At 68.7% G+C, this 21,571-nt stretch carries 18 protein-coding genes and 1 pseudogene; 8 read left to right on the top strand and 11 right to left on the bottom strand.

What is annotated here, in order from left to right:
- Positions 1-9 precede the first annotated feature (9 nt).
- The 9 genes and pseudogenes from ABIB51_RS14695 to ABIB51_RS14660 form a co-directional block, all read right to left on the bottom strand.
- Complete coding sequence (locus ABIB51_RS14695) at positions 10-1,359, bottom strand: hypothetical protein (RefSeq protein ID WP_354189249.1); 1,350 nt, start codon at positions 1,357-1,359, stop codon at positions 10-12.
- Complete coding sequence (locus tag ABIB51_RS14690; protein ID WP_354189247.1) at positions 1,346-2,299, bottom strand: PP2C family protein-serine/threonine phosphatase; 954 nt, start codon at positions 2,297-2,299, stop codon at positions 1,346-1,348. Before ABIB51_RS14690 ends, ABIB51_RS14695 begins: the two co-directional genes overlap by 14 nt.
- Positions 2,296-3,453, bottom strand: a complete 1,158-nt coding sequence (locus tag ABIB51_RS14685; protein WP_354189245.1) for an RDD family protein — start codon at positions 3,451-3,453, stop codon at positions 2,296-2,298. The genes ABIB51_RS14690 and ABIB51_RS14685 overlap by 4 nt, the downstream gene beginning before the upstream one ends.
- Positions 3,369-3,704 carry a zinc-ribbon domain-containing protein gene (locus tag ABIB51_RS23255; RefSeq protein WP_502916140.1) on the bottom strand — a complete coding sequence of 112 codons (336 nt, stop codon included), beginning with the start codon at positions 3,702-3,704 and terminating at the stop codon, positions 3,369-3,371. Before ABIB51_RS23255 ends, ABIB51_RS14685 begins: the two co-directional genes overlap by 85 nt.
- Positions 3,701-4,519: pseudogene (locus ABIB51_RS14680) on the bottom strand (transglutaminase domain-containing protein); the annotation flags it as partial. The pseudogene ABIB51_RS14680 and the gene ABIB51_RS23255, both read right to left, overlap by 4 nt.
- 103 nt (positions 4,520-4,622) lie before the next feature.
- The gene (locus ABIB51_RS14675) at positions 4,623-5,942 is read right to left on the bottom strand and encodes an adenylate/guanylate cyclase domain-containing protein (protein WP_354189243.1); all 1,320 of its coding nucleotides are present in this window, start codon (positions 5,940-5,942) and stop codon (positions 4,623-4,625) included.
- A complete protein-coding gene (locus tag ABIB51_RS14670; protein WP_354189241.1) occupies positions 5,932-6,543 on the bottom strand; it encodes a PH domain-containing protein in 612 nt (203 codons plus the stop codon). Before ABIB51_RS14670 ends, ABIB51_RS14675 begins: the two co-directional genes overlap by 11 nt.
- Positions 6,536-7,477 (bottom strand): biotin--[acetyl-CoA-carboxylase] ligase, encoded by a 942-nt coding sequence (locus ABIB51_RS14665; protein WP_354189239.1) that lies wholly within the window; start codon positions 7,475-7,477, stop codon positions 6,536-6,538. Before ABIB51_RS14665 ends, ABIB51_RS14670 begins: the two co-directional genes overlap by 8 nt.
- A 73-nt stretch (positions 7,478-7,550) precedes the next feature.
- Positions 7,551-8,441 (bottom strand): SDR family oxidoreductase, encoded by an 891-nt coding sequence (locus tag ABIB51_RS14660; RefSeq protein WP_354189237.1) that lies wholly within the window; start codon positions 8,439-8,441, stop codon positions 7,551-7,553.
- A gap of 238 nt (positions 8,442-8,679) precedes the next feature.
- Here ABIB51_RS14660 and ABIB51_RS14655 point away from each other — a divergent pair, with 238 nt between their 5' ends.
- From ABIB51_RS14655 to ABIB51_RS14635, 5 genes are all read left to right on the top strand, one after another.
- Positions 8,680-10,263 carry an acyl-CoA carboxylase subunit beta gene (locus ABIB51_RS14655; RefSeq protein WP_354189235.1) on the top strand — a complete coding sequence of 528 codons (1,584 nt, stop codon included), beginning with the start codon at positions 8,680-8,682 and terminating at the stop codon, positions 10,261-10,263.
- Positions 10,260-10,505 (top strand): acyl-CoA carboxylase subunit epsilon, encoded by a 246-nt coding sequence (locus tag ABIB51_RS14650; protein ID WP_354189233.1) that lies wholly within the window; start codon positions 10,260-10,262, stop codon positions 10,503-10,505. Before ABIB51_RS14655 ends, ABIB51_RS14650 begins: the two co-directional genes overlap by 4 nt.
- Positions 10,506-10,579: 74 nt before the next feature.
- On the top strand, positions 10,580-12,274 hold the full coding sequence (locus ABIB51_RS14645) for a DUF885 domain-containing protein (RefSeq protein ID WP_354189231.1): 1,695 nt from the start codon (positions 10,580-10,582) through the stop codon (positions 12,272-12,274).
- Positions 12,275-12,438: 164 nt separating this feature from the next.
- The gene (locus ABIB51_RS14640; RefSeq protein WP_354189229.1) at positions 12,439-13,476 is read left to right on the top strand and encodes an endo-1,3-alpha-glucanase family glycosylhydrolase; all 1,038 of its coding nucleotides are present in this window, start codon (positions 12,439-12,441) and stop codon (positions 13,474-13,476) included.
- A gap of 183 nt (positions 13,477-13,659) precedes the next feature.
- Entirely contained in the window at positions 13,660-15,108 is a 1,449-nt protein-coding gene (locus ABIB51_RS14635; RefSeq protein WP_354189227.1) for a dicarboxylate/amino acid:cation symporter, read from the top strand.
- 99 nt (positions 15,109-15,207) lie between these two features.
- On the opposite strand, the gene ABIB51_RS14630 is transcribed toward ABIB51_RS14635, so the two are convergent.
- Positions 15,208-15,777 carry a hypothetical protein gene (locus ABIB51_RS14630; RefSeq protein WP_354189225.1) on the bottom strand — a complete coding sequence of 190 codons (570 nt, stop codon included), beginning with the start codon at positions 15,775-15,777 and terminating at the stop codon, positions 15,208-15,210.
- 167 nt (positions 15,778-15,944) lie between these two features.
- On the opposite strand from ABIB51_RS14630, the gene ABIB51_RS14625 reads away from it, so the two are divergent.
- The 3 genes from ABIB51_RS14625 to ABIB51_RS14615 are packed head-to-tail and all read left to right on the top strand — an operon-like array spanning position 15,945 to position 19,616.
- Entirely contained in the window at positions 15,945-16,334 is a 390-nt protein-coding gene (locus ABIB51_RS14625) for a YbjQ family protein (protein ID WP_354189223.1), read from the top strand.
- Positions 16,335-16,372: 38 nt separating this feature from the next.
- Positions 16,373-17,065, top strand: coding sequence for a TetR/AcrR family transcriptional regulator (locus ABIB51_RS14620; RefSeq protein ID WP_354189221.1), 693 nt, complete (start codon positions 16,373-16,375; stop codon positions 17,063-17,065).
- Between the two features lies 1 nt (position 17,066).
- A complete protein-coding gene (locus ABIB51_RS14615) occupies positions 17,067-19,616 on the top strand; it encodes an MMPL family transporter (RefSeq protein WP_354189219.1) in 2,550 nt (849 codons plus the stop codon).
- A gap of 73 nt (positions 19,617-19,689) precedes the next feature.
- Here ABIB51_RS14615 and ABIB51_RS14610 read toward each other — a convergent pair whose 3' ends face one another.
- A complete protein-coding gene (locus tag ABIB51_RS14610; RefSeq protein WP_354189217.1) occupies positions 19,690-21,150 on the bottom strand; it encodes an HNH endonuclease in 1,461 nt (486 codons plus the stop codon).
- Positions 21,151-21,571: the final 421 nt, after the last annotated feature.

The raw sequence follows: 21,571 nt of genomic DNA, 5'->3' as shown, positions 1-21,571 counted from the left end.
TTGATGGCGTCACGACGGACGGAAGGATTCTCTGGGTGCTGTCCCCCATTGACGGTCGTCGACTCGGGCCAGCACCATCGGGCCGGTCCCGGGGTCAGCGGCGGTGCCCGCACCCGAGTTTCCGGTCCTGGCGGGCCGGGTTGGCTGGGCGGCGAGATCGCCCTTGATGATCGTCTGGCCGTCATGGTTGGCGTCAGGTTCCGCCGGCAGCGCCGGTGCCGGAACTGTGTCGGGCCGCCGGCTGAACGACGGCGGCAGCGGCATGCCCCGCTGTGGCGCGGGTGCAGGTACAGGTGCGGGGGCGGGCCGCGCTGCGGACTGGCCGTCGCCGCCGGTGTGCCACGGCACCGAGTCAATCAGCCCGGACGCGGGGGCTACGGGAGACGGGGCGGCCGGGGCGGCGGCCGGTGCCTCGTCCGGCGCGGGCTCCGGGGCCTCGCCGGGTGCGGGCGCGTCGGCATCGTCACGCGCTTCCTTGGGGGTGGAGGATCCGGTGGCGGGCTCGGGGTCCGCGTCCGGGTCTTCCCGCACGGCGGCATCTTCGATGCTGCGCATCACCGTCTGTTCCCAGAGGTGGTCGTAGTTGCCGGTCAGCTCCGGACCGGACCGGGGTGCTTCCGGGGCGGATTCGGTCCCTGCGCCGGCATCGTCGAGGTCTTCCGGCAGTTCCACCATGGTTTCCGCCGAAACGTCGTCATCGCCGAGCTCGGCCGGGTCGTCATCGCCCCGCCCGGCCGCGTCGTCTGCTGCAATGTCGGCCTCGGCGGCCGCCAGCACTTCTTCCTCAACGGCCGGATCGGCCGCCGCCGCAGGCACGGACTGCACACCTGTCGACTGCCATTCGGCGGACGGTACTTCTGCGGATTTAGCGGGGGCGGACTGCCCGGCGAAATTCGCGCTCAGTCCCTGCAGCAGGACCACACCGTCGGCCAACGGCAGTTCGGGGGCGGGGCCTGTCGCGGCCGCTCCGCCCGTGGCGCCTGGAATGCTCAGGCTGAAGCGCTCGGGCGCGGTGAAGCGCCGTTCCGTCCAGGTGGTGACGTCCCGCCCGCTCAGGGCGACGTCGCCGCCGTCGTGGCGGACTTCGAGATCAATTTCGCCGCGCAGGAACACCTGCATGGCATCCCGGACGTCCACGATTCCGAACCATGGCAGCCGGGTGAGCGAGCCGCCCGAGGCCGACGTCACGGCGTCCAGGACCTCATGCACTTCCGGGCCCGTGGCCAGGAGCTCCCACAGGGATTCGACCAGGCCGGGTGCGGCGTCCGGGCGCAGCAGCACCACGGTGCCGGACCGGATCACGCCGATCCAGCTGCCGGGCGTGTAGCGCGTGCCGGCCCGGGACTTACTGCCCGCCATGATCCGCGTCCTTGTCCCGTCCGTCCCCGGACAGCGGCCCGCCGTCGGCGGCCAGGTCCAGGACGTCGGTCCGCGGGAGGGTGTCTTCGTCTTCCGTCGCGCTCGCCGCTTCCCCCGTCGCGAGGCTGCGCGGAGCCGTCTGGGCGGCGCCGTCGTCGTTCGTGACGTCCGAGGCGTCAACCACGATGCAAGTGACGTTGTCCCGACCGCCGCGGCGCAGGGCCGCCTGGATGAGCGCGTCGACGGCCGCCTGCGGATCCGCCTGCGCCACCAGGATGGCGGCGATCTGCTCGTCGTCGAGCTCGCCGTTGAGGCCGTCGGAGCAGACCAGGATCCGGTCCCCCTCCTCCACGGGCAGCAGCCAGTAGTCGGCCTCGGTATCGTCCCCGGTTCCGAGGGCACGCGTGACCACGTGCCGGCGCGGGTGGATGGCGGCCTCGGCCCGGCTGATCTGGCCGGCGTCGACGAGTTCCTGCACTTCGGAGTGGTCCACGCTGACCTGGCTGAGCCCGCCCTGGCTGAGCCGGTAGGTCCGGGAGTCACCGATGTTCAGGACCAGCCAGTACGGGATGCCCATCTGTTCAACCACCACGACGCCGGACAACGTTGTGCCGGCGCGGGAACCTGTGGCCTCGCGGATGTTCCTATCGGCGCTGAGCAGGTACTCCTGCACAACACCGGCAGTGGCGGCGCGGCCTCCGGTGGCCAGCTCGGGGATCCCGGCGAGGGTCCGCACACAGATGCCGCTGGCGATCTCGCCGGCCTCGTGCCCGCCCATGCCGTCCGCGACGGCGAAGACGGGATCAGCGGCGATAAAGGAGTCCTCGTTCATCTCACGGCGAAGGCCGCGGTCGGTGCCGTAGCCGCAACTCAGCCGCAGGCTGGGGGTACCGCTGGGGGTACTGCTGGAGGGGGGAACGGCGTCCGGCTGGGATTTCATGCTTGTCCTAGGTAGAAGGATCGGTCACCGAAGTGGACGGTGGAGCCTGGGCTGACGAGCGTGGGTTCGCCTGGCGCCAATGCGGTGCGGAGGCCGTCCGCGGTGGTCACGGCGCTGCCGTTGGTGGAATTCCGGTCCGTCACCCAGACGCCCCCGTTTCCTGCCAGCAGCTGGAGGTGGGTCTTGGAGATGGAGCGGCCCGGATCGGCGACCGGGATGAGCTGCACGGACTCCTCGCCCGGGTGGCCCGAGGGGTTGCGGCCGATCAGCACGGCGCGGTCCAGCCCGATGTCCCGGCCGTCGTCCAGCCGGATCCGGAGCATGGCCACGGTGACCGGAGCCTGGCTGTCTCCGCGGACCCGGGTGCGGTCCAGGTCGTCGTCGGGATGCGGGGCGGCAGCCACGACGGCGGCGGGAGCGTGGGAAACGGCGGGCGGCTGCCACTGGTTGGGATTGTGCACGGCCGCGGCGCCTGCCGCGGCGGCTGCTGCCCCGGCGGCTGCGGCGAGCGGCGAGGCGACCTGCTGGACCGGGGGAAGATCCAGCGGCGCGAAGCTATACGGGCCCTGGATGCCGCCCGTGGTGACCGGGTTGCGGCCGGCCTTCACATCGAAGACAAGGGTCTTGGCGGCGGTGTCGTGCCAGCCGCGGAGTTTGCCGTTGCGGTCCCAGGCACTGGACAGCGCCACAAGGACGGCCCAGCCGGTGCCCAGGAGCACAGCCGGTGCCAGAACGGGCAGCGCGGCCCCGAACCACTGGAAGATGACCAGCACGGCGGCGGCGATGACGGCCAGCAGGATGCCGGCGCCGGTGATGAGGCCGCGCAGGAAGACTGCTCCGCCGCCCGGGGCGAAGCCGTCGGGGTCGGTGCTGCGGATCCCCATCAGCCGGTTGCCCGGCGTGGCTCCGGAGCGGCCCTCGATGATTGCGAGGACGACCATGTAGGCGAGGGTCAGGCCTGCTCCGATGCCGCCGAGGAGCACCAGCGAAGACGTGTCGTACACGATGAAGCCCGCGCTTTGACGGCGCGTCACTCCGGCGAACCCGGCAGCCAGGGTCACTGTGAAAATCACCGCCGGCGCCAGCCAGTCCAGCACGGCCGCCCCGAGCCGTTTTCCGGGATCCGCGGGCACCAGTTCAAGCTTGTTCGGCATGGCAGGACCTCCCACTTGTCCGTGGCCCGCGGTACGCGGGCCTGCATTACCGGGATCCTACCGGGGACCGGGGCGCCGTGCCCGGTCACGGGTTCCGCACCGGCCGGGTCCCCGGCCCCGGCTGGCCGGCCCAGGTTCCGGGCGTTCCGGGCGGAACGGTTGCTCAGGGGCGCGGCACACGAGGTGCAGAAGGCAGCCCCCGCGCGGATCGGCTGCTGGCAGCGCGGGCAGCGCTCGACGTCGTCGGTCATGGCTCCTTGCGGTTCTTCCTGGCAGTTCTCGCCGGACGGTGGTCCGGGCCGGTGGCCTCGGAGGCATCCGGACCGGTGTCCACTGTACCTGCGGGCCGGGCTGCGGCCGGCGGAACCGGCCGCAGCCCGCGCAGCTTGAGCGCGTTGCGGCCGTCCGCGAGCAGGGAACGCGGGGAGAACCGGGCCCGCTGCCGCCCCCAGTACCCGAGCGTTCCGGTCATTTCCGTCAGCGAGCCGTCCACGATCTCCCAGTACGTCCGCACCTGGTCCTCGCTGGGCTGGCCGGCGCCGAAGATCGCGGCGTCGGCCCGCTGGGCCAGCAGGGTGGTGGTGCCCTGCGTGCCCGGGAAGGCGTCCGCGAGCACGACGGCGGACTCCCGCCGGGTGGCGCGGTGGTCCACGCCGGCTCCCAGGTCCGTCGCCAGGCTCAGGACCTCGTTCCAGCCGCCGCCGACGCGTTGCGCGGGGTGGCCTTCGGTGAGGCGGGTCTTCCGGCGGCGGGATTTGAGCAGGGCAATGAGCAGCAGTGGCAACGCCAGGATCCCGACCGGAATCAGGGCGATCCCGATCGCGCTGAGGAGCGGTCCCCAGAACAGCCAGGGGTTGTCCTTTTTCTGGTCCGCGTCCAGCGCATCCGGCGAGGAGTCCGGCGGGAGGTCGGCCGGTTCCTGCGGCGGGGGCGGCGGCTGCAGCACCTGCGGCTTGGGCTTGCTTTCCGGGTCCGGCGGGATCGGGACGTTGTCCTTGGGCGGTGTGGGGTCAAAGGAGACCCAGCCCACCCGGTCGAACGCCACTTCCACCCAGGCGTGGACGTCATATTGTCTATCGAATTGAGAAACCAGATGGCGGGATGTCCGCGGACCGAAAACGGTCCCGGACGCGGCCCTGAACCCCGGTCCTGAACCCCCGGCCCGGGACTCAGTCGAGGACGAGTCCGTGGCCGCTGCCGCGCTGCAGCTGCACCGGGTGGATTTCGCCGAAGCCGCGGACGTCCTCGGCCGGGCGCGGGAGCAGCACGAAGCGCTCGTCCTGCTCCAGGGCGGCGGCGGTCATCGAATCGACGAGCACAGTTCCCGGATCGGCCAGGGCGGTCAGCCGGGCCGCGAGGTTGACCGTGGGGCCGTAGATGTCCCCGAGCCGGGACAGGATGCGGCCCCAGACCATGGCCACCCGGGCCTGCGGCAGGATCTCGTCCTCGGTGAAGGCCTGGCACAGGGCCAGCGAGATTTCGGCTCCGGCGGCGGGTGTTTCGGCAATGTAGAGGACTTCGTCGCCGACCGTCTTGACCAGGCGTCCGCCGCCGACCGAGATGATTTCAGCGCATTTGTTCTCAAAGCGCTGCACCAGCTGGGCGAGCGTCTTTTCGTTCATCCGGCGGGACAGGCTGGTGTAGGAAACCAGGTCAGCGAAGCCGACGGCGCGGGCCAGCGGCAGCGGGGTGTCGTCCTCGTCGCCCTCGCGGCCCTCCTCGCTGGACTGGAGGCCGGCTTCGGCCCGCACGGCCAGGCGTTGCACGCCGGCGTTGAGCTGCCGGCGCCAGGAGTAGAGCAGCATTTCCTCCAGCGCGTCCACGAGGGTGGGCAGTTCGTTGACGAGCCGCTTGCGGGCCACGGAGTCCGGAACGCCCTGCTGGTGGACCATGTCCTCCACCAGCGCCTCGATCTGCCACACCACCATGCGGTCCGTCATCTGGCCGATGGCGCGGGTGACCGAGATGGCGGCTTCCTCGGTCAGTTTGCCGGCGCGGACCAGGTCCACGATGGTGTTGAGCGCGGACTGGTCGCGTTCGGTGAAGGCGACGTCCTCATCACCGAGGTTGGGGAAGCCCAGCGCCCGCCAGAGTTTCCGGGCGGACAGCAGGGAGAGTCCGGCGCCGGCCGCGACTTCACGACGGCGGAGCTTGCGATCCCCGCCGAGCAGGCGGTGTTCCAGGGCCTTCAGCGCGAGGCGCTCGGCGGACATGGTCCCGGTGGGAGGCGCGGCGGAAGGATCGGAGTCCGTCTCGGCGTCGGCCTCGGAGGGATCGGAGTCCGGGTCCAGGGAATCGGCGGCGTCGGCCTCGGTGTCAACGGAATCAGTGTCGGCGTGCGCCTCGGAAGGAGCAGACTCGCCGGCCTTGGACGGAACGGACTCGAGGATGGCCGCTTCGAGCGTGGCGGCCTCGACCACCGCGTCCTGGACCCCTGACGGTTCCTCGGCCAGGAGACCGGTTTCCTGGTGGGCGTTCTCAGCGCTCATCTCTTCCACCTTCTCTCGTCTCCCATGGCCAGGCACCGTACCGGGGGCCGTCGGGGTTGTGCATTGCGCCCTCGGCCCCAAAACTCCCACCCTGCGGGAGTTCATTGATGGCGTCAAGCATGAAGTTTCGGAACGTCACCACCTCCGGGACGTCGGGGACCACCGTACTGGCGGGGTACCCGGTATCCAAGGATATATTCCCGGACCGCACTACGCGTTGGAGCAACGACTGGCTGATCTCGACATTCCGGACGGCGGCCAAATAAACCTGCTGATCCCGCCGCCGTAACATGCCGTAACGGGCTACTAAGCGCTGGCTGGTCAGGATGTACCGGGTGGAATGCCACGTCAGCGCCCTCGGCAGGCAGTAGCCCAGCAACACCCAGGCCGCCAGCGCCACGCACACGCCGATGAGCCAGGTCGACCACTCCTGCGTCACCAGCGGAACCAGTTTTGCGGGGCCGCCTTTCACGATCCAGGCACTGGCATAGGCAGCCAGTGCGGGAACAACAATGAACAACAGCGCCGGGGCAATGAGCGCCCTCGGCTGGGGCCGGGTCACCACAATCACTTGCTCACCCGGGAGAAGCTCTTTACGCATATCCGCTTTCGGCGCTGCCTCGCCTGCCGCCGCCCTCGGGCTCCTGGCCCGGCGGGGTCCAGGGCCGCAGGTGCACCACGTCACCGGCCGTCACCACGTGCTCGTGGCCTCCGGAGTCCACCACCATGAGGGATCCATAGTCATCCAGGCGCGAGGCATGGCCGATGATCTCGTGGTCGCCGGGCAGGTGCGCGCGCACCTGCTTGCCGAGCGTCGTCAGCACGGCCTCGACCCGCTTGTGCAGCGAGTGGCCGCCGGCCATCCCGGCCGCGGGGTCGCCGTCGGCGTTGCAGAAGCTGCGGTACAGGAGGGCGAATCGGGAGAGGTAGCTCTTCAACAGGACGGTCCGGTCCACCGTGGCCGGGCCCTCCAGCAGCACGGAGGTGGCGTTGGGAACCGGCAGCTCGGCCGTCGTGAGGGAGACGTTCAGCCCGGTGCCGAGGATCACCGGCGGCACCGCCCCGCCGTGCATCGGTCCCAGCTGGGCCAGGATGCCGGCGACTTTCCGGCCACGCACCAGGACGTCATTGGGCCATTTGAGTTCGGCCGGGATGCCGGCCGTTTCCAGCAGCGCCTCGCGAAGGGCCAGGGCGCCGAGCAGCGACAGCCAGGAGTAGCTCTGGGTCGGCAGCGGGCGGCCGTCGGCATTGACCGGCCGGAGCACGAGGGACACCGAGACCGAGCTGCGGGCCGGCGCTTCCCAGCGGCGGTCCAGCCGTCCGCGGGCAGCCGTCTGGTGTTCGGCGGCGAGCACGGTCAGGTCCGGATAGGCGGCCGGATTCTCGCTCGCGCCGCGCAGCAGGTCCGCGTTCGTGGAACCGGTGGACTCCACCACGGTGAGTTGCGGGATGCCGTGGGCAGCCAGGAACGGCTCATCGCTGAGGGCGATCACGTCGAGGGGCGGACGTTTCGGGGCTTCCTGTGCGGCTTCCATGCTTGAATCCTACCGAGTTGCGGGTCCTCCGGCTCCGGCTCCCGCGCCGTGGGAACCGGGACCTGCAGGAAACTCAGAGGAAAATGTCAGGGACCAGCAGGTTCTCCGGGGCGCCAAGGCTGTACGGCGTGAAATCGGTGACGCCGGCGGCGGCCAGGACTTCTTCGTCGGTGTAGAAGTTCCCGCTCCGGCTGCCGGATGCCGGCGTGGCGTTGCTGCCGGTCAGCACGGCGTGGGCCGCGTCGGCCATGATTCCGGGGCCGCGCGCCCCCTTGACGATCTTTTCCCCGCCGGGCATGTTCCGGATCGCCGCCGTGTTGATGAGGGTGCACGGCCACAGCGAGTTGACGCTGATCCCGTCCGTCTTGAGCTCTTCCGCGAGCCCGAGGGTGGTCAGGCTCATGCCGTACTTGGCCATGGTGTAAGCCAGGTGCATGCCCGCCCACTTGGGGTCCAGGTTCAGCGGCGGGGAGAGCGTGAGGATGTGGCCGGCGTCGGATTCGCGGAGGGCCGGCAGTGCGAGCTTGGACAGCAGGAACGTGCCGCGGACATTGATGTCCTGCATCAGGTCGTAGCGCTTCATGTCCACGGCGTCGGTCTTGGAAAGGTCGATCGCGGACGCGTTGTTGATGACGATGTCGATCCCGCCGAAGCGTTCGACGGCGGCGGCAACGGCACCGGCGACGTCGTTGTCATTGCGCACATCACCGACCAGCGGCAGCGCCTGCCCGCCGGCTGCCTCGATCTGTTCGGCGGCGGAGTAGACCGTGCCTTCCAGCTTGGCGTGGGGCTGGCCGGTCTTGGCCATCAGGACGATGTTCGCGCCGTCCCGCGCAGCCCGGGTGGCGATGGCCAGGCCGATGCCGCGGCTGCCCCCGGAGATGAGGACGGTGCGGCCCTGGAGGGTACCGGCGGCCTGGTACGGCCCTTCAGCGGTGCCCGAAGCGTCGTTGCTCGAAGTCATGAGGACACTCTAGCGGAGTTATGTTACTGACGAGTAACATTGCGGTCACGGCGGGGAGCGGCGGGAAAATTGTAGGTTTTCTACAGCGGCATGGCTCCGTTGCGTCACTAGACTTGCCAGCAGGGCCCCGTGGGGTTTTCCATATTTGTGGAATCCAGCCAAACCGCCGTGCGGTAGGGGCCAGGAACTTCAGAACCACCAGCGCCAGAACTATCAGCGACAGAGCCGGAGACACTTGATGAGCCACGATCTGACCACGACTGCGGGAAAGATTGCAGATTTCCGCGACCGCCAGGCCCGTGCCGAGCAGCCCTCCGGCCCGGAAGCGATCGAGAAGCAGCACGCCCGCGGCAAGAACACCGCCCGCGAGCGCATCGACCTGCTGCTGGACGCCGGATCCTTCGTCGAATTCGACGCGCTGGCCGTGCACCGCTCCACCGCCTTCGGCATGGAGAAGAAGAAGCCGCTCGGCGACGGGCTCGTCTCCGGCTACGGCACCGTGGACGGCCGCCCCGTGGCGGTCTACAGCCAGGACTTCTCCGTCTACGGCGGCTCGCTGAGCCAGGTCAACGGCGAAAAGATCGTCAAGGTCCAGGAATTCGCGCTGCGCAACGGCTGCCCCGTCGTCGGCATCCTCGACGGCGGCGGCGCCCGCATCCAGGAAGGCGTCGCCTCACTGGCCATGTTCGCGGACATCTTCCGCAACAACGTCCACGCTTCCGGCGTCGTCCCGCAGATTTCCCTCATCATGGGCCCCTCCGCCGGCGGCGCCGCCTACTCCCCCGCCCTGACCGACTACGTCGTCATGGTGGACAAGACCTCGCACATGTTCATCACCGGCCCGGACGTCATCAAAACCGTCACCGGCGAAGACGTGGACATGGAAACCCTCGGCGGCGCCCGCCAGCACAACGCCACCACGGGCACGTCCACCTACCTCGCCGCCGATGAGGCGGACGCCATCGAGTTCGTCCGCGAACTGCTGGACTTCCTGCCCTCCAACAACCTCGCGGAGGCCCCGGTCCTGGATCACTCCCAGGAGCTGGAGCTCGACGACGACGACCTCGCCCTCGACGCGCTGATCCCGGACTCGGCCAACCAGCCCTACGACATGCGCAAGGTCATCGAGCAGATCGTCGACGACGCGCACTTCCTCGAGATGCAGGCGCTCTACGCCCCGAACGTGATCATCGGCTACGGCCGGGTCGAGGGCCACACGGTGGGCATCGTGGCCAACCAGCCCATGCAGTTCGCCGGCACGCTGGACATTTCGGCCTCGGAGAAGGCCGCCCGCTTCGTCCGGCACTGCGATGCCTTCAACGTCCCCATCATCACCCTCGTGGATGTGCCCGGCTTCCTGCCGGGCAAGGACCAGGAGTTCCAGGGCATCATCCGCCGCGGCGCCAAGCTGCTCTACGCCTACGCCGAGGCCACCGTGCCCAAGCTGACCGTCATCACGCGCAAGGCCTACGGCGGAGCGTACATCGTGATGGGCTCGAAGAAGCTCGGCGCGGACCTCAACCTGGCCTGGCCCACCGCGCAGATCGGCGTCATGGGCGCCCAGGGCGCCGTCAACATCCTGTACCGCCGCGAACTCGCCACGGTGGCAGAAAACGGCGGGGACGTCGCGGCCAAACGCGCCGAGGTCATCCGACAGTACGAGGAAGAGCTGCTCAACCCGTACCAGGCCGCCCAGCTCGGCTACGTCGACGCCGTCATCGCCCCGTCCGAGACCCGGCTGCAAATCATCAAGGGCCTGCGCGCGCTGCGGGACAAACGCGCCAGCCTGCCCGCCAAGAAGCACGGGAACATCCCGCTGTGACCGGGCTCGATCCTGTGGACCCGGCAGGGCCGGCCGCTGCCCGGGCGGAAAGCCTGCTCTCCGTCGTCAAAGGCGAGCCGACGGCGGAGGAACTGGCGGCCCTGACCGCCGTCGTCCTCTCGCTCGGCAGCGGTCAGGAAGCGGCGCCGGAGAAGCCCGGCGTCCGGCACTGGGTCCGGCGGCAGCAGCTGCAGCTGGCGCCGCAGCCCGGTCCCGGGGCGTGGAAGCGCAGCCGGGGCTGAACGCGGGCCGCGGGCCGGGCAGAAAAAGTTCAGTAACCCTTTCATAACTGCCCTGCCCCGGCTAGTCTCATCGGGTGACTACCGAAACCACTGAACACACTTCCACCGCGCGTCCGCAGACTGCCATCGACGCCGTCGCCGACGCCTTCACGGACACCCTGATCCGGCTTAACCCGAGTTTCGCCACGGAACTCGGCCTGCCCGGCCACGAGACCGAGTACCAGGACTTCTCACCTGCGGGACACGAGGCATTCGCTGCTGCGGCACGGGAGGCCCTCGCCGGCCTGGACAGGCTGGAACCGGCAGACGACGTCGACGCCGTCACCCTCGACGCCATGCGCGAGCGGCTGGGACTGCAGCTCGAAATCCACGAATCGGGCTGGGACGCGGCCGAGCTGAACAACATCGCGTCCCCGGCGCAGGAGATCCGCGCGATCTTCGACCTCATGCCCACGGACACCGCCGGCCAGTGGGACCACATCGCGGGCCGCGCCCACAACGTCCCGGCCGCGATCGACGGCTACATCGAGTCGCTGCGCTCGGCCAAGGAGGACGGCAAGGTTTCCGCCGCGCGCCAGGTCGCGATCGTGATTGAGCAGACCACCAAGTACGCCGCCGGGGACGGCTTCTTCGCGAAACTCGCCGCCAACGCCAAAACCGCGGACGGCCCGCTGTCCGAGGACGTTCAGTCGAAGCTCGACGCCGGTGCCGCCGCCGCGCGAGTGGCCTACTCCCGGCTGGCCGGCTTCCTGGAGTCCGAGCTGCTGCCCGTGGCCCCGGCCAGGGATGCCGTCGGCCGCGAGCGCTACGCCCTGGCCTCACGTTCCTTCCTCGGCGCCGAGGTGGACCTCGAGGAGACCTACGCCTGGGGTGTCCAGGAGCTGGACCGCCTGATCGCCGAGCAGGAACGCGTGGCCGGGGAAATCCGCCCGGGCGCCTCCGTCGAGGAAGCCAAGGAACTCCTGAACAACGATCCTGCCCGCCAGCTCAAGGGCACCGACGCCCTCCAGGCCTGGATGCAGGAACTCTCCGACAAGGCCGTGGCAGAGCTCGCCGGCGTGCACTTCGACATCCCGGAGGTCATGAAGACCCTGGAGTGCCGGATTGCCCCGACCGACGAAGGCGGCATCTATTACACCGGGCCCTCGGACGACTTCAGCCGTCCGGGCCGCATGTGGTGGTCCGTGCCTGCCGGCGAGGACACCTTCACCACCTGGGCCGAGACCACCACCGTGTTCCACGAGGGCGTGCCCGGGCACCACCTGCAGGTCGCGACCGCCACCTACCGCCGCGAGCTGCTCAACAAATGGCGCCGCAACGTCTGCTGGACCTCCGGGCACGGCGAAGGCTGGGCCCTCTACGCCGAGAAGCTTATGCAGGAACTGGGCTACCTGAAGGATCCGGGCGACCACATGGGGATGCTGGACATGCAGCGGATGCGGGCGGCCCGCGTGGTGTTCGACATCGGCGTGCACTTGGAGCTGGAGATCCCGGAGCGCTGGGGGGCCGGGACCTGGACGGCGGACAAAGGCTACGGGTTCCTCAAGGCCAACCTGCCGATCAGCGAGGGCCAGCTGAAGTTCGAGTTCACCCGGTACCTCGGTTGGCCGGGACAGGCACCGTCGTACAAAGTGGGCCAGCGGCTCTGGGAGCAGATCCGCGCCGAGCTGGAGTCCCGGGCCGGCTTCGACCTCAAGGCCTTCCACACCAAGGCACTCAACATTGGTTCGGTGGGCCTGGACACCCTCAAGCGGGCACTGCTCGGCTAGGCCCTTCCCGGAACTGACCTGCGCATTCAGTGCCAAAACGGCCAGCTGGGGCGATAATTCGCATAGCGAACTCGCCGCAGCTGGCCGTTTGTGCGCTCCGCGCCAAATGGACCTTGGCCAAATAGTCGACTATTCTCTGGGGGACACATTTGCTGGGCTTTTGAATGCCCGCGTCGGCGGCCAAGGCAGTGGACCCGGGCTTCAAGATCATGCTCAGCCCGGACTTCAACACGGCGGCCGGCGCCACCTCTGACAGCGTCTACAACAACGTCATGAAGGTGAAGGACGACGCTTCAATTTACCGGAACAGTGCCGGCATTGTGCTGGCCCCCTTCTTTCCCGAGCGCAAGACTCCCTCGTGGTGGGACGGGCTCTGGAACCGCCTCGCGTCAGCCGGCGTCAAAACCAACCTCGTTCCGATCTTCATTTCCTGGGGCGGCGGAACACAGAAGACGGACTGGAACAACTCGGTGTCCGGGTATTCGCAATGGGGCACGCGCATCGCCAGCGGCGTTCCGACGCTTGCCAAGGAAAGCGCCGAGGCCCACCGCCGCGGCAAGACGTATATGCAGCCGGTGGCATTCAAGGATTCACGGTCGTACGACGGGCGCTACTGGGAGTCATCCAACAGCTCCACCCTGCGGGACTCCCTGGCAACGGCGATCAGCAGCAATGCCGATTCCATCGCCCTAGTGACCTGGAACGACTACACCGAGTCCTGGGTGGCGTCCTCCAAACAGCGCGGCTATGCGGTGCTGGACATGGCTGCCTACTACATCTCGTGGTTCAAGAGCGGGGTAAAACCCACAATTACCCAGGACGCCCTGTACTGGAGCCACCGCTCGCAGACCACGAACGCGCCATACTCGAAGCTGCCGATCGGCCGCAACGGCGAACCCATGCCCATGTCCATCCCGAACGGTGACGCCGCGAAGAACGAGGTGGAGCTCGTGGCCGTACTGAAGTCGCCGGGACGCCTGACCATCACGCAGGGAAGCAACGTCAAGACCATGGACGCCCCGGCCGGGCTGACGTCCTTCAAGGTACCGCTCGTGGCCGGCATCACGCCGTCCTTCAAGCTCGCCCGCAGCGGGGCGACGGTCCAGACCGTCACCAGCAACACCCCGGTGCGCTCCTCCGTGGTGTACCAGGACATGATCTACCGTGCAGGCGGCGGCGTCGCGGCCACCTGCGCCCGCTAGGTCCTTGCCGGGGCGTCCTTCCCGGCGCGAGATAATCGCCACATCGGCGGCAGGAATAACTTCACATTCCCCATATCTGGCGCCGGAATCAGGCGCATCCGGTCCCGTCGAGGGAAATGAAGCGGCGTAACATTTCTCAACATCCGTTCGCCGTGATAAACACCCCAGTCCTAGCGTGTTCGGGTGAGCACTCAGACAAGCACCCCCGCCCCCGCCGGAAAGACCGGCTTCCAGCTGCCCAGATGGGCCGGCTCGTTCGGCTTCCAGATCATCGCCGCCCTGATCGTCGGCCTGGGCCTCGGCCTGCTGGCCAAGTACACCGGCAGCACCAAGGCAAGCCCCAACGCCCTCGGCACCACGCTGCAGACCATCGGCTCGAGCTACGTCTCGCTGCTGCAGACCGCCGTGGTCCCCCTCATCTTCACCGCCGTCGTCAGCTCCATCTCCAATCTGCGCGCTGTTTCGAACGCCGCCCGGCTGGCCTGGAATACGCTGCTCTGGTTCGCGATCACCTCGCTGATTGCCGTGCTGATCGGCATCGGCCTGGGTGTGCTGCTGCAGCCCGGCGCCGGAACCGGCATCACGCAGGAAGCCAAGTACGCCGGCAAGTCCGGTGACTGGTGGGCATTCCTGACCGGCCTGTTCCCGAAGAACTTCCTGGGCCTGGGTGCCAGCACCACCGTCACCGACGGCGTCGCCACCACCGCCGTAAGCTTCAACGTCCTGCAGATCCTGGTAATCGCGATCGCCGTCGGCATCGCCGCGCTTAAGGTGGGCAAGGCCGCCGAGCCGTTCCTGAACCTCAACGCCTCCGCCCTCGCCGTGATCCAGAAGGTCCTGTGGTGGATCATCCGGATCGCCCCGATCGGCACCGTCGGCCTGATCGGCAATGCCGTGGCCGTCTACGGCTGGGACACCATCGGCTCGCTCGGCAAGTTCACCTTAGCCATCTATGTGGGCCTGGCCCTCGTGCTGTTCGTCGTCTACCCGGTCCTGGTCCGCACCCACGGCCTGTCCGTCAGGCAGTACTTCTCCGGCGTCTGGCCGGCCGTGCAGCTGGCGTTCGTCTCGCGTTCCTCGGTGGGCACCTTGCCGCTGACCCAGCGTGTGACCGAGCGCAGCCTGGGTGTCCCCCGCGCCTACGCCGCCTTCGCCGTGCCGCTCGGCGCCACCACCAAGATGGACGGCTGCGCCGCGATCTACCCGGCCATCTCGGCGATCTTCGTGGCCCAGTTCTTCGGCATCCAGCTCGACTTCACCCAGTACCTGCTGATCGCCCTCGTGTCCGTGCTGGGCTCCGCCGCGACCGCGGGCACCACGGGCGCAGTGGTCATGCTGACCCTGACGCTCTCCACGCTGGGACTTCCGCTGGCCGGCGTCGGACTCCTGCTCGCGATCGACCCCATCCTTGACATGGGCCGCACGGCCGTCAACGTGGCCGGGCAGGCGCTGGTCCCGACCATCGTGGCCAAGCGCCAGGGCATCCTGGACGAGTCGCTCTACAACGCACCGCGCAACGGTGACCCGTTCAGCGACGACGACGCCGACGGCCCTGCCGCCGTCGATCCCTCGGCTGCCGCCGTTCCCGCGACTGGACGGGACGAGCACGAGCTGGCGGACGCGAAAGCGTAACGGCTGCAACGAGCGTTTACAGGAGAAGTCCCCGGGAATCCCGGGGACTTCTCTGGTTAAGCGACGTCGGCTTAGACGTCGGCGCGAATCCTGCGGGACCTAGCGGCCGCCGCCGCCGATGACGCCCTTTTCGACGGCCTTGGTAACTGCGTCGGCTTCGGCCTGGCTCAAGGTACCGTCGGTGACGGCCTTGTCCAGCTTGGTCTTCAGGGCAGCGGCGCGGTCGGCCTGGGCCGAGGTGCGGAGTTCCTCGAGGGCCGCGGTGACCTTGGACTCCTCGATCCCGAGCGACGACGCCAGGGACTTCGCGAGGGCCGCCTCCATGGTGGCGCGGTCCGGCTTGGTACTTTCTGCCGGCGGGGTGGTCGGCTTGTTGGCGTCACGGTATGCCTTCACGGCATCGGTCACCTTTGCCTCGTCCACGCCGAGCTTGGTGGCGAGCTCAGCTGCCCGGACACCGCCGGGGCCGCCGCGCTCTCCGCCATGGCCGCGGCCGCCGCGCATGCCCTGGCCATCGGCGGTGCCGGTGGAGCTGTCGGGCGAGGCGGTCGAGCTGGGGCTGGGAGTCGGGGTGGTAGCCGCGGAGGCCATCCCGGTGACTCCAAGGCCCGCGCCGAGGGCCAGAGCCGCGGCGGAAATGCCGAGAGTAATTCTCTTTGTGCTTGACATGTACTGTCTCCTGGATCTGCCGTGCACTGACGGCTCCGTCTGCTTGGGTCTCTTCCAAGGCGTAGTTCCAGTCTGCCCCGGACGCTCCAGCGGGAGCTGTCGGGAAGCTTTCATCTTCCTGTGAAGATTTCCGGCCCCGCGGCGCCCGGTATGGGTAGGCTCAGGGCATGCTGATCGTCACGTCCAACAAGATCCCCGGCCACCGGATCGACGCCGTGTTCGGCGAGGTGATGGGGCTGACTGTGCGTTCCCGGGACATCGGCGCCCAGATGATGGCCGGCTTCCGCTCACTGGGCGGCGGGGAGCTGCCCGAAATGACCCGGGCCCTCTACGAGAGCAGGCAGCAGGTCATGGCCCGGATGGTCACCGAGGCCGAGCAGCGCGGCGCCAACGCCATCGTTGCCATGCGCTTCGACACCTCGGAGCTCGGGCCGAACTGGACGGAAGTATGTGCCTACGGCACGGCAGTTTTCGCGATCCCGCTGGCCGAGGGGGAACCCGGCGCGACAGGCCAGTCCATCTACCTCGCCGGCGCGGGAAAACTGCAACCCGAATAAACTTGCCCGGAGTGCAAACATGCACGTAGTGTAAGCGCATGCCCGCCCCAGCCATTCCCGCTGCTCCGCCTGCGGAGAGTCCCATACCCTCCCGCCGCGAGCTCAACAAGGCAGCCACGCGCCAGGCCATCACTGACGCCGCCGTGCACCTGCTCCGCAGCAAAGGACTCGGCAATTTCACCGTCGAGGACATTGCCGACGCCGCCGGAATCTCGCGCCGGACGTTCTTCAACTACTTCGGCAGCACCGAGGCAGCCATCGGGTCGCTGACCTACGGGTTCCTCGACACCGCCTTGCAGCAGTTCCGGCTCCGTCCGCCCGGCGAGCCCATCCTGGAATCGGCCCGAGCCGCGCTGATGGAACTCGCTGACCCCATGACTGTCGCCCCGATGGCCGAGCTTTACAGCCTGAGCCAGGCCAACCCGCAGCTCGTCAGGTCCGAACTCGAGGCGTGGGACCACTGCGCCGTCCAGATCATCGACGCAGCCCGGGAGCGCGTCGCCCTGTCCGGCGGCGGCGAGGTCGACGAGCTATATCTCCGCGCCCTCGCCGGCTCCGTCATTTCCTGCGGCAAGGCCGCCATGGACGTGTGGTTTGCCCGCTGCGGCGCAGACCTCAGCCCGGCCTCCCTGACCATTTTGCGCCAACTCCTGATCGACTCCTTGAGCCTCCTGGGTTCCGGATTCGACGCCGCCCGCTCCCCTTCCGCCCCTTCCCCAGATCGGCACTGACATGGCACTTCTGCTATACCGCCTCGGCAAGTTCTCCTACCGCCACCGCTGGCTGGTCATCTCCCTGTGGCTGGCCGTCATGCTGGCCGTCGGAGGCGCCGCCGCAGCCTTCCACGGCACCATGTCGAACAACTTCCAGATCCCGGGTACCGAAACCCAGCAGATGGCGGACAAGCTCAAGAAAGAACTTCCCGCCTCCTCGGGCGGCTCCGCGAGCATCGTCTTCGAGGCAAACGACGCCCGGTTCAGCCAGGCCGGCAAGGACGCGGTCTCCGCAGCGCTGGCCAAGCTGGCGACCCTCCCGGACGTCCAGGGGACGGTTGATCCGTTCGCCACCCAGGCCCGGCTCGACCAGGCCGCCGCGGACCTCACCGCCGGCGGGCAGCAGGCCGCCGCAGGAAAGGCGCAGCTGGACGCGTCCGCCGCGCAGCTGGCGGCGGGCAAGGCCCAGCTGGACGGTGCCGAGCAACAGATGACTGCCGCCGGCATGTCGCCGGAGGCCATCGCGGCCCGGTTGGGCCAGCAGAAGGCAGTCCTGGCCGAGGGACAGGCAGAGTTCGACGCCGGCACCAAGGAACTCGCGGAAGGCAACGCCAAGCTCGCCCTCGGCAAACGCCAGCTCGAAGCGTCGCAGGACATGCGCTTCGTCTCAGTGGACGGCAAGGCCGCGATCGCCCAGGTCCAGTTCAAGACTTCGATCAACGGCCTGGATCCCAAGGTCCGTGAGGAGGTCCAGGACATCGCCCAGGAAGTTTCCTCCGCGGGTGTCACCGCCCTGGCCAGCAAGGACATCACCGAGGACGTGTCCGAACTCTTCGGCATCTCCGAGATCCTCGGCATCGCCATCGCCGCCCTCGTCCTGATCGTTATGCTCGGCACCCTCATTGCGGCCGGGCTGCCGCTCCTGATGGCAGTCGTGGGCGTGGCGGTGGGCGTGGGCGGCACGTTTGCCCTCAGCGGCCTTGTGGACATGAGCTCCATCTCCCCCATGCTGGCGCTTATGCTGGGCCTCGCCGTGGGCATTGACTACTCGCTGTTCATCGTCAACCGGCACCGCGGGCAGCTTCTCGCCGGCATGGACCCCGAGGAATCCGTGGCCCTCGCCACCGGCACGTCGGGCAACGCGGTGCTGTTCGCCGGCCTGACCGTCATCATCGCCCTCGCCGCCCTCGTCATCCCGGGCCTGCCCTTCCTGGCCGTGATGGGCTTGTCCGCGGCCGCCACGGTGGCCGTCGCCGTCGTCGTCGCCCTCACCCTGACCCCGGCCATCCTCTCCCTGGTGGGCCGGAAGCTGATCTCCAAGCGGGCCTGGGCCAAGGCTGAGAAGCACAACACCGAGGCCGGCCACGAGACGGAAGACCGCGCCCGGGACGAATACCGCGGCAGCCACGGCTGGGGCGGCCTCGTCACCCGGCACCCCGTAATGGCCACGCTCGCCGGCGTCCTGCTCCTCGGGATCGTGGCACTGCCCGCCAGCCAGCTCAGGCTCGCCCTGCCCGACGGCGGGTCCGAACCGGTCGAGTCGCAGGCCTTCAAGGCCTACGACGTCACCGGCCGCAGCTTCGGCGCCGGCATGACCGGCCCGATCGTCGTCGTCGGCGATCTCCCCGACGGGCTCAGCGACGCCGAAGCGGAGGCCAAACAGCTCGACGTCGCCGACATCCTGCGCCGCACCGACAACGTCACCGCGGCGCTGCCCGTAGCCCTGAGCGAAGACCGCCGGACCGCGGTGTTCCAGGTAATCCCGAAGCAAGGGCCGGCCAGCGCCAGCACCGTCGAGGTGGTCTCCGAACTGCGAGCCGAAAAGGGCGCTATCAAGGACTCCACCGGCGTCAGCATCGGACTCACCGGCCAGACCGCCGGCAACGTGGACGTCTCCAGCAAGCTCGGCGATGCACTGCCGCCATACCTGGCAATCGTGGTGGGACTCTCCCTGATCCTCCTGCTGCTCGTGTTCCGCTCGATCGTGGTGCCGCTCCTGGCAACCGGCGGCTTCCTGCTCTCACTCGCCGCGGCCTTCGGCGGTGTGGTGGCGGTGTACCAGTGGGGCTGGCTGGGGGCCGTCTTCGGCGTCGAGAACCCTGGCGCCGTGCTGAGCTTCCTGCCGATCATCCTGATCGGAGTGCTGTTCGGGCTGGCCATGGACTACCAGGTGTTCATCGCCGCCGGCATGCGCGAGTCCTTTATGCACGGCGAATCCGCCAAACACGCGGTCCGCTCCGGCTTCAGCCATGCCGCTGCCGTGGTCACCGCGGCCGCCATCATCATGGTGAGCGTGTTCTCCGGCTTCGTATTCTCGCACCTGAACATGGTCCGGCCGCTGGGCTTCGCGATGGCGTTCGGTGTGCTGGTGGACGCGTTCGTGGTCCGCATGACGATCGTCCCGGCCGTGATGTACCTGCTGGGTGATAAGGCCTGGTGGCTTCCGCGCTGGCTCGGCCGGATCCTGCCCGACGTGGATGTCGAAGGCACGAAGCTCCGGCCCGCGGCGTCAGCAGCTTCGGCCGAAGCCGAGGCCGAGCCTGAGCCCGAAGAGGTCGGCGCGCGCTGACTGTTGCGGCCTGCAGCAGTTTTTCTGGGCCGCCCGCTGATCATTCCGATCGGCGGGCGGCTTTTTCGTGCGTTCAGGCCGCCAGTGGTTGGTGGGCGCGCACCCGTTTGAGCGTTTTGGCGTGGTGTCGCTGTATCCGTCGGTGATGGCGGGCGTCCGGGGTCAGGGCGTCCGGGGTCAGGGCGTCCCGGCCCGGGGTGTCATCGAATGACGTGCCGGGTAGTGGTGGGGCGGTGGAGTGGTAGGTGTGGCCGGTGGGGGTGGTGAGTTCGATGGTGTGTCTGTATTTTTGGGTGCCGGCCGGTCCGGGGCGTGGGGTGGCGGTCCAGCCGGGGGTTTCTTTGGTGTGGTTGCAGGCTTCGCAGAGTCCGGCGCCGTTGGTGTGGGTGGTGGGTCCGCCGTGGTGCCAGGGGATGATGTGGTCGTGGTGGCGGATGGGGGCGTCGCAGTAGGGGGTGCGGCAGGTGTCGTCGCGGGTTTGCAGGAAGCGGCGGAGCCCGGCGGGGAAGAGCCGGGCGCGGGAGTCCAGCGCGGTGAGGTCGCCGGTGCCGGGGGCGGTGTAGAGCCGCCGGACCCAGACGGACAGGGGGTTCTCGGCTGCCTGGTTCTCGCCTCCTTTGAGGAGTTGGCGGGCCCAGCCGGCGGGGACGGTGCCGTAGCCGGGGAGCCGGGCGGGTTCACTGTCGCCCTGGAGCAGGGTCCGGTCGGTCATGACGAGCTGGATTTCGATCCCGGCGATCCCGTGCGGGGTGCCGGTGAGCCGTTCGATCAGGGTGTCGGCCATGAGCTGGGCGCGGCCTCGTGGGTCGCCGGCGGCGCGGGCGGTGTCGGCGTGCCGGGTGAGGGCGGCGTAGGCGGCGACGCCTTGTGCGACGGGGAGCAGGGCGGTGAGGTAGGTCATGGTGTCGGGGGCGGGCCGGAGGCTGACGTGCCGGTCGGTCCCTGCGTGGCTGGCCCGTTCGGTGACGGTGCGGGGGTCCCGCCGGTACGCGGCGGCGCGGGCCGCGGCGACCAGGGCACGGTCGCCCGCGCCGGTGAACGTGCCGGTGTCGGCGGCGAGTTCGGCATCCACGGCGGACCGGTCCGCCGCGGTCAGGCAGGCCGTTTCGCGCACGAGCTGGGTGGCACGCCATTCGTTGAGCTGGCCGGTGTCCAGTGCGGTGAGGGTGTGGGGCATTTCGGTGACCAGCGCCTTCGCCAGGCCCAGGAGCCGTCCGCCGCGGGCCGGGGATTCGCGCCGGGCCAGGGCGATCTGCGCGGCGACCCCGGTCCCGCACTCGGCCGCGGGCATCCCGGCGGCGGCCTGTCCACGACGCTGGAGCAGATCGAAGGCGACGGACAGGCGGGCCTGGCGGGCAGCCAAGGCAGACTTTCTGTCTTCCAGGGTCCGGATTTCAGCAATCAAACGCGCATCGTCCACCTCGGGCACGTCGCCGCACAGCGCTATGCCTTCATCTTTAGTGGTCAGACTCTTCCCGCACCTACAGGCGCAATTGCACCCCACTGCTGCCCCGGCCGACTGAGTACCGTCCATAGCTCAAGTCTCCCGGAGAGCTATGACATTATTGACGGCCAGAATAAGCCGGTCAACCGCCTCGGAAGCCATTGGGGAGGTCCCCAATCCGGAGGTAGACAACGGCACACGCGTAAGGACCACCGCCACTTCAAGGCGGGTCTTGAGAGTGGCCAATGCGGAACCCAGCTCGTCCAACCGCCGCCAGGCTTCAAGGAGCCCCGCGCTACTCTCGGGCAGAGTGAACCCCTCAAGCGCGCGGCTGCACATGCCTATCACGCTGCGGAGTTCGTCTTCCGGTCCGTGGTTTCCGTCCATAACCCAACTCTCCCAGCGACCTACGACAATTGGGGTTAACCTCTGTTGGTGGACACCTGAAGTAGCGGGATCCTTGGATTCTGCGGGAAGGTGTTCTTGTGAGCACGACAAGACGTAAATTCAC

It is taken from the genome of Arthrobacter sp. UYCu712 (assembly GCF_040547005.1).
In the GTDB taxonomy this organism is placed as follows: domain Bacteria; phylum Actinomycetota; class Actinomycetes; order Actinomycetales; family Micrococcaceae; genus Arthrobacter.
This window is presented reverse-complemented; position numbering and strand designations above follow the sequence as displayed.

Bases quoted from the DNA above. Each gene is read 5' to 3' on its own strand.
- ABIB51_RS14695 (WP_354189249.1), bottom strand. From the start codon at position 1,359: ATGGCGGGCAGTAAGTCCCGGGCCGGCACGCGCTACACGCCCGGCAGC.
- ABIB51_RS14690 (WP_354189247.1), bottom strand. From the start codon at position 2,299: ATGAAATCCCAGCCGGACGCCGTTCCCCCCTCCAGCAGTACCCCCAGC.
- ABIB51_RS14685 (WP_354189245.1), bottom strand. From the start codon at position 3,453: ATGCCGAACAAGCTTGAACTGGTGCCCGCGGATCCCGGAAAACGGCTC.
- ABIB51_RS23255 (WP_502916140.1), bottom strand. From the start codon at position 3,704: ATGACCGACGACGTCGAGCGCTGCCCGCGCTGCCAGCAGCCGATCCGC.
- ABIB51_RS14675 (WP_354189243.1), bottom strand. From the start codon at position 5,942: ATGAGCGCTGAGAACGCCCACCAGGAAACCGGTCTCCTGGCCGAGGAA.
- ABIB51_RS14670 (WP_354189241.1), bottom strand. From the start codon at position 6,543: ATGCGTAAAGAGCTTCTCCCGGGTGAGCAAGTGATTGTGGTGACCCGG.
- ABIB51_RS14665 (WP_354189239.1), bottom strand. From the start codon at position 7,477: ATGGAAGCCGCACAGGAAGCCCCGAAACGTCCGCCCCTCGACGTGATC.
- ABIB51_RS14660 (WP_354189237.1), bottom strand. From the start codon at position 8,441: ATGACTTCGAGCAACGACGCTTCGGGCACCGCTGAAGGGCCGTACCAG.
- ABIB51_RS14655 (WP_354189235.1), top strand. From the start codon at position 8,680: ATGAGCCACGATCTGACCACGACTGCGGGAAAGATTGCAGATTTCCGC.
- ABIB51_RS14640 (WP_354189229.1), top strand. From the start codon at position 12,439: ATGCCCGCGTCGGCGGCCAAGGCAGTGGACCCGGGCTTCAAGATCATG.
- ABIB51_RS14630 (WP_354189225.1), bottom strand. From the start codon at position 15,777: ATGTCAAGCACAAAGAGAATTACTCTCGGCATTTCCGCCGCGGCTCTG.
- ABIB51_RS14625 (WP_354189223.1), top strand. From the start codon at position 15,945: ATGCTGATCGTCACGTCCAACAAGATCCCCGGCCACCGGATCGACGCC.
- ABIB51_RS14620 (WP_354189221.1), top strand. From the start codon at position 16,373: ATGCCCGCCCCAGCCATTCCCGCTGCTCCGCCTGCGGAGAGTCCCATA.
- ABIB51_RS14615 (WP_354189219.1), top strand. From the start codon at position 17,067: ATGGCACTTCTGCTATACCGCCTCGGCAAGTTCTCCTACCGCCACCGC.
- ABIB51_RS14610 (WP_354189217.1), bottom strand. From the start codon at position 21,150: ATGGACGGTACTCAGTCGGCCGGGGCAGCAGTGGGGTGCAATTGCGCC.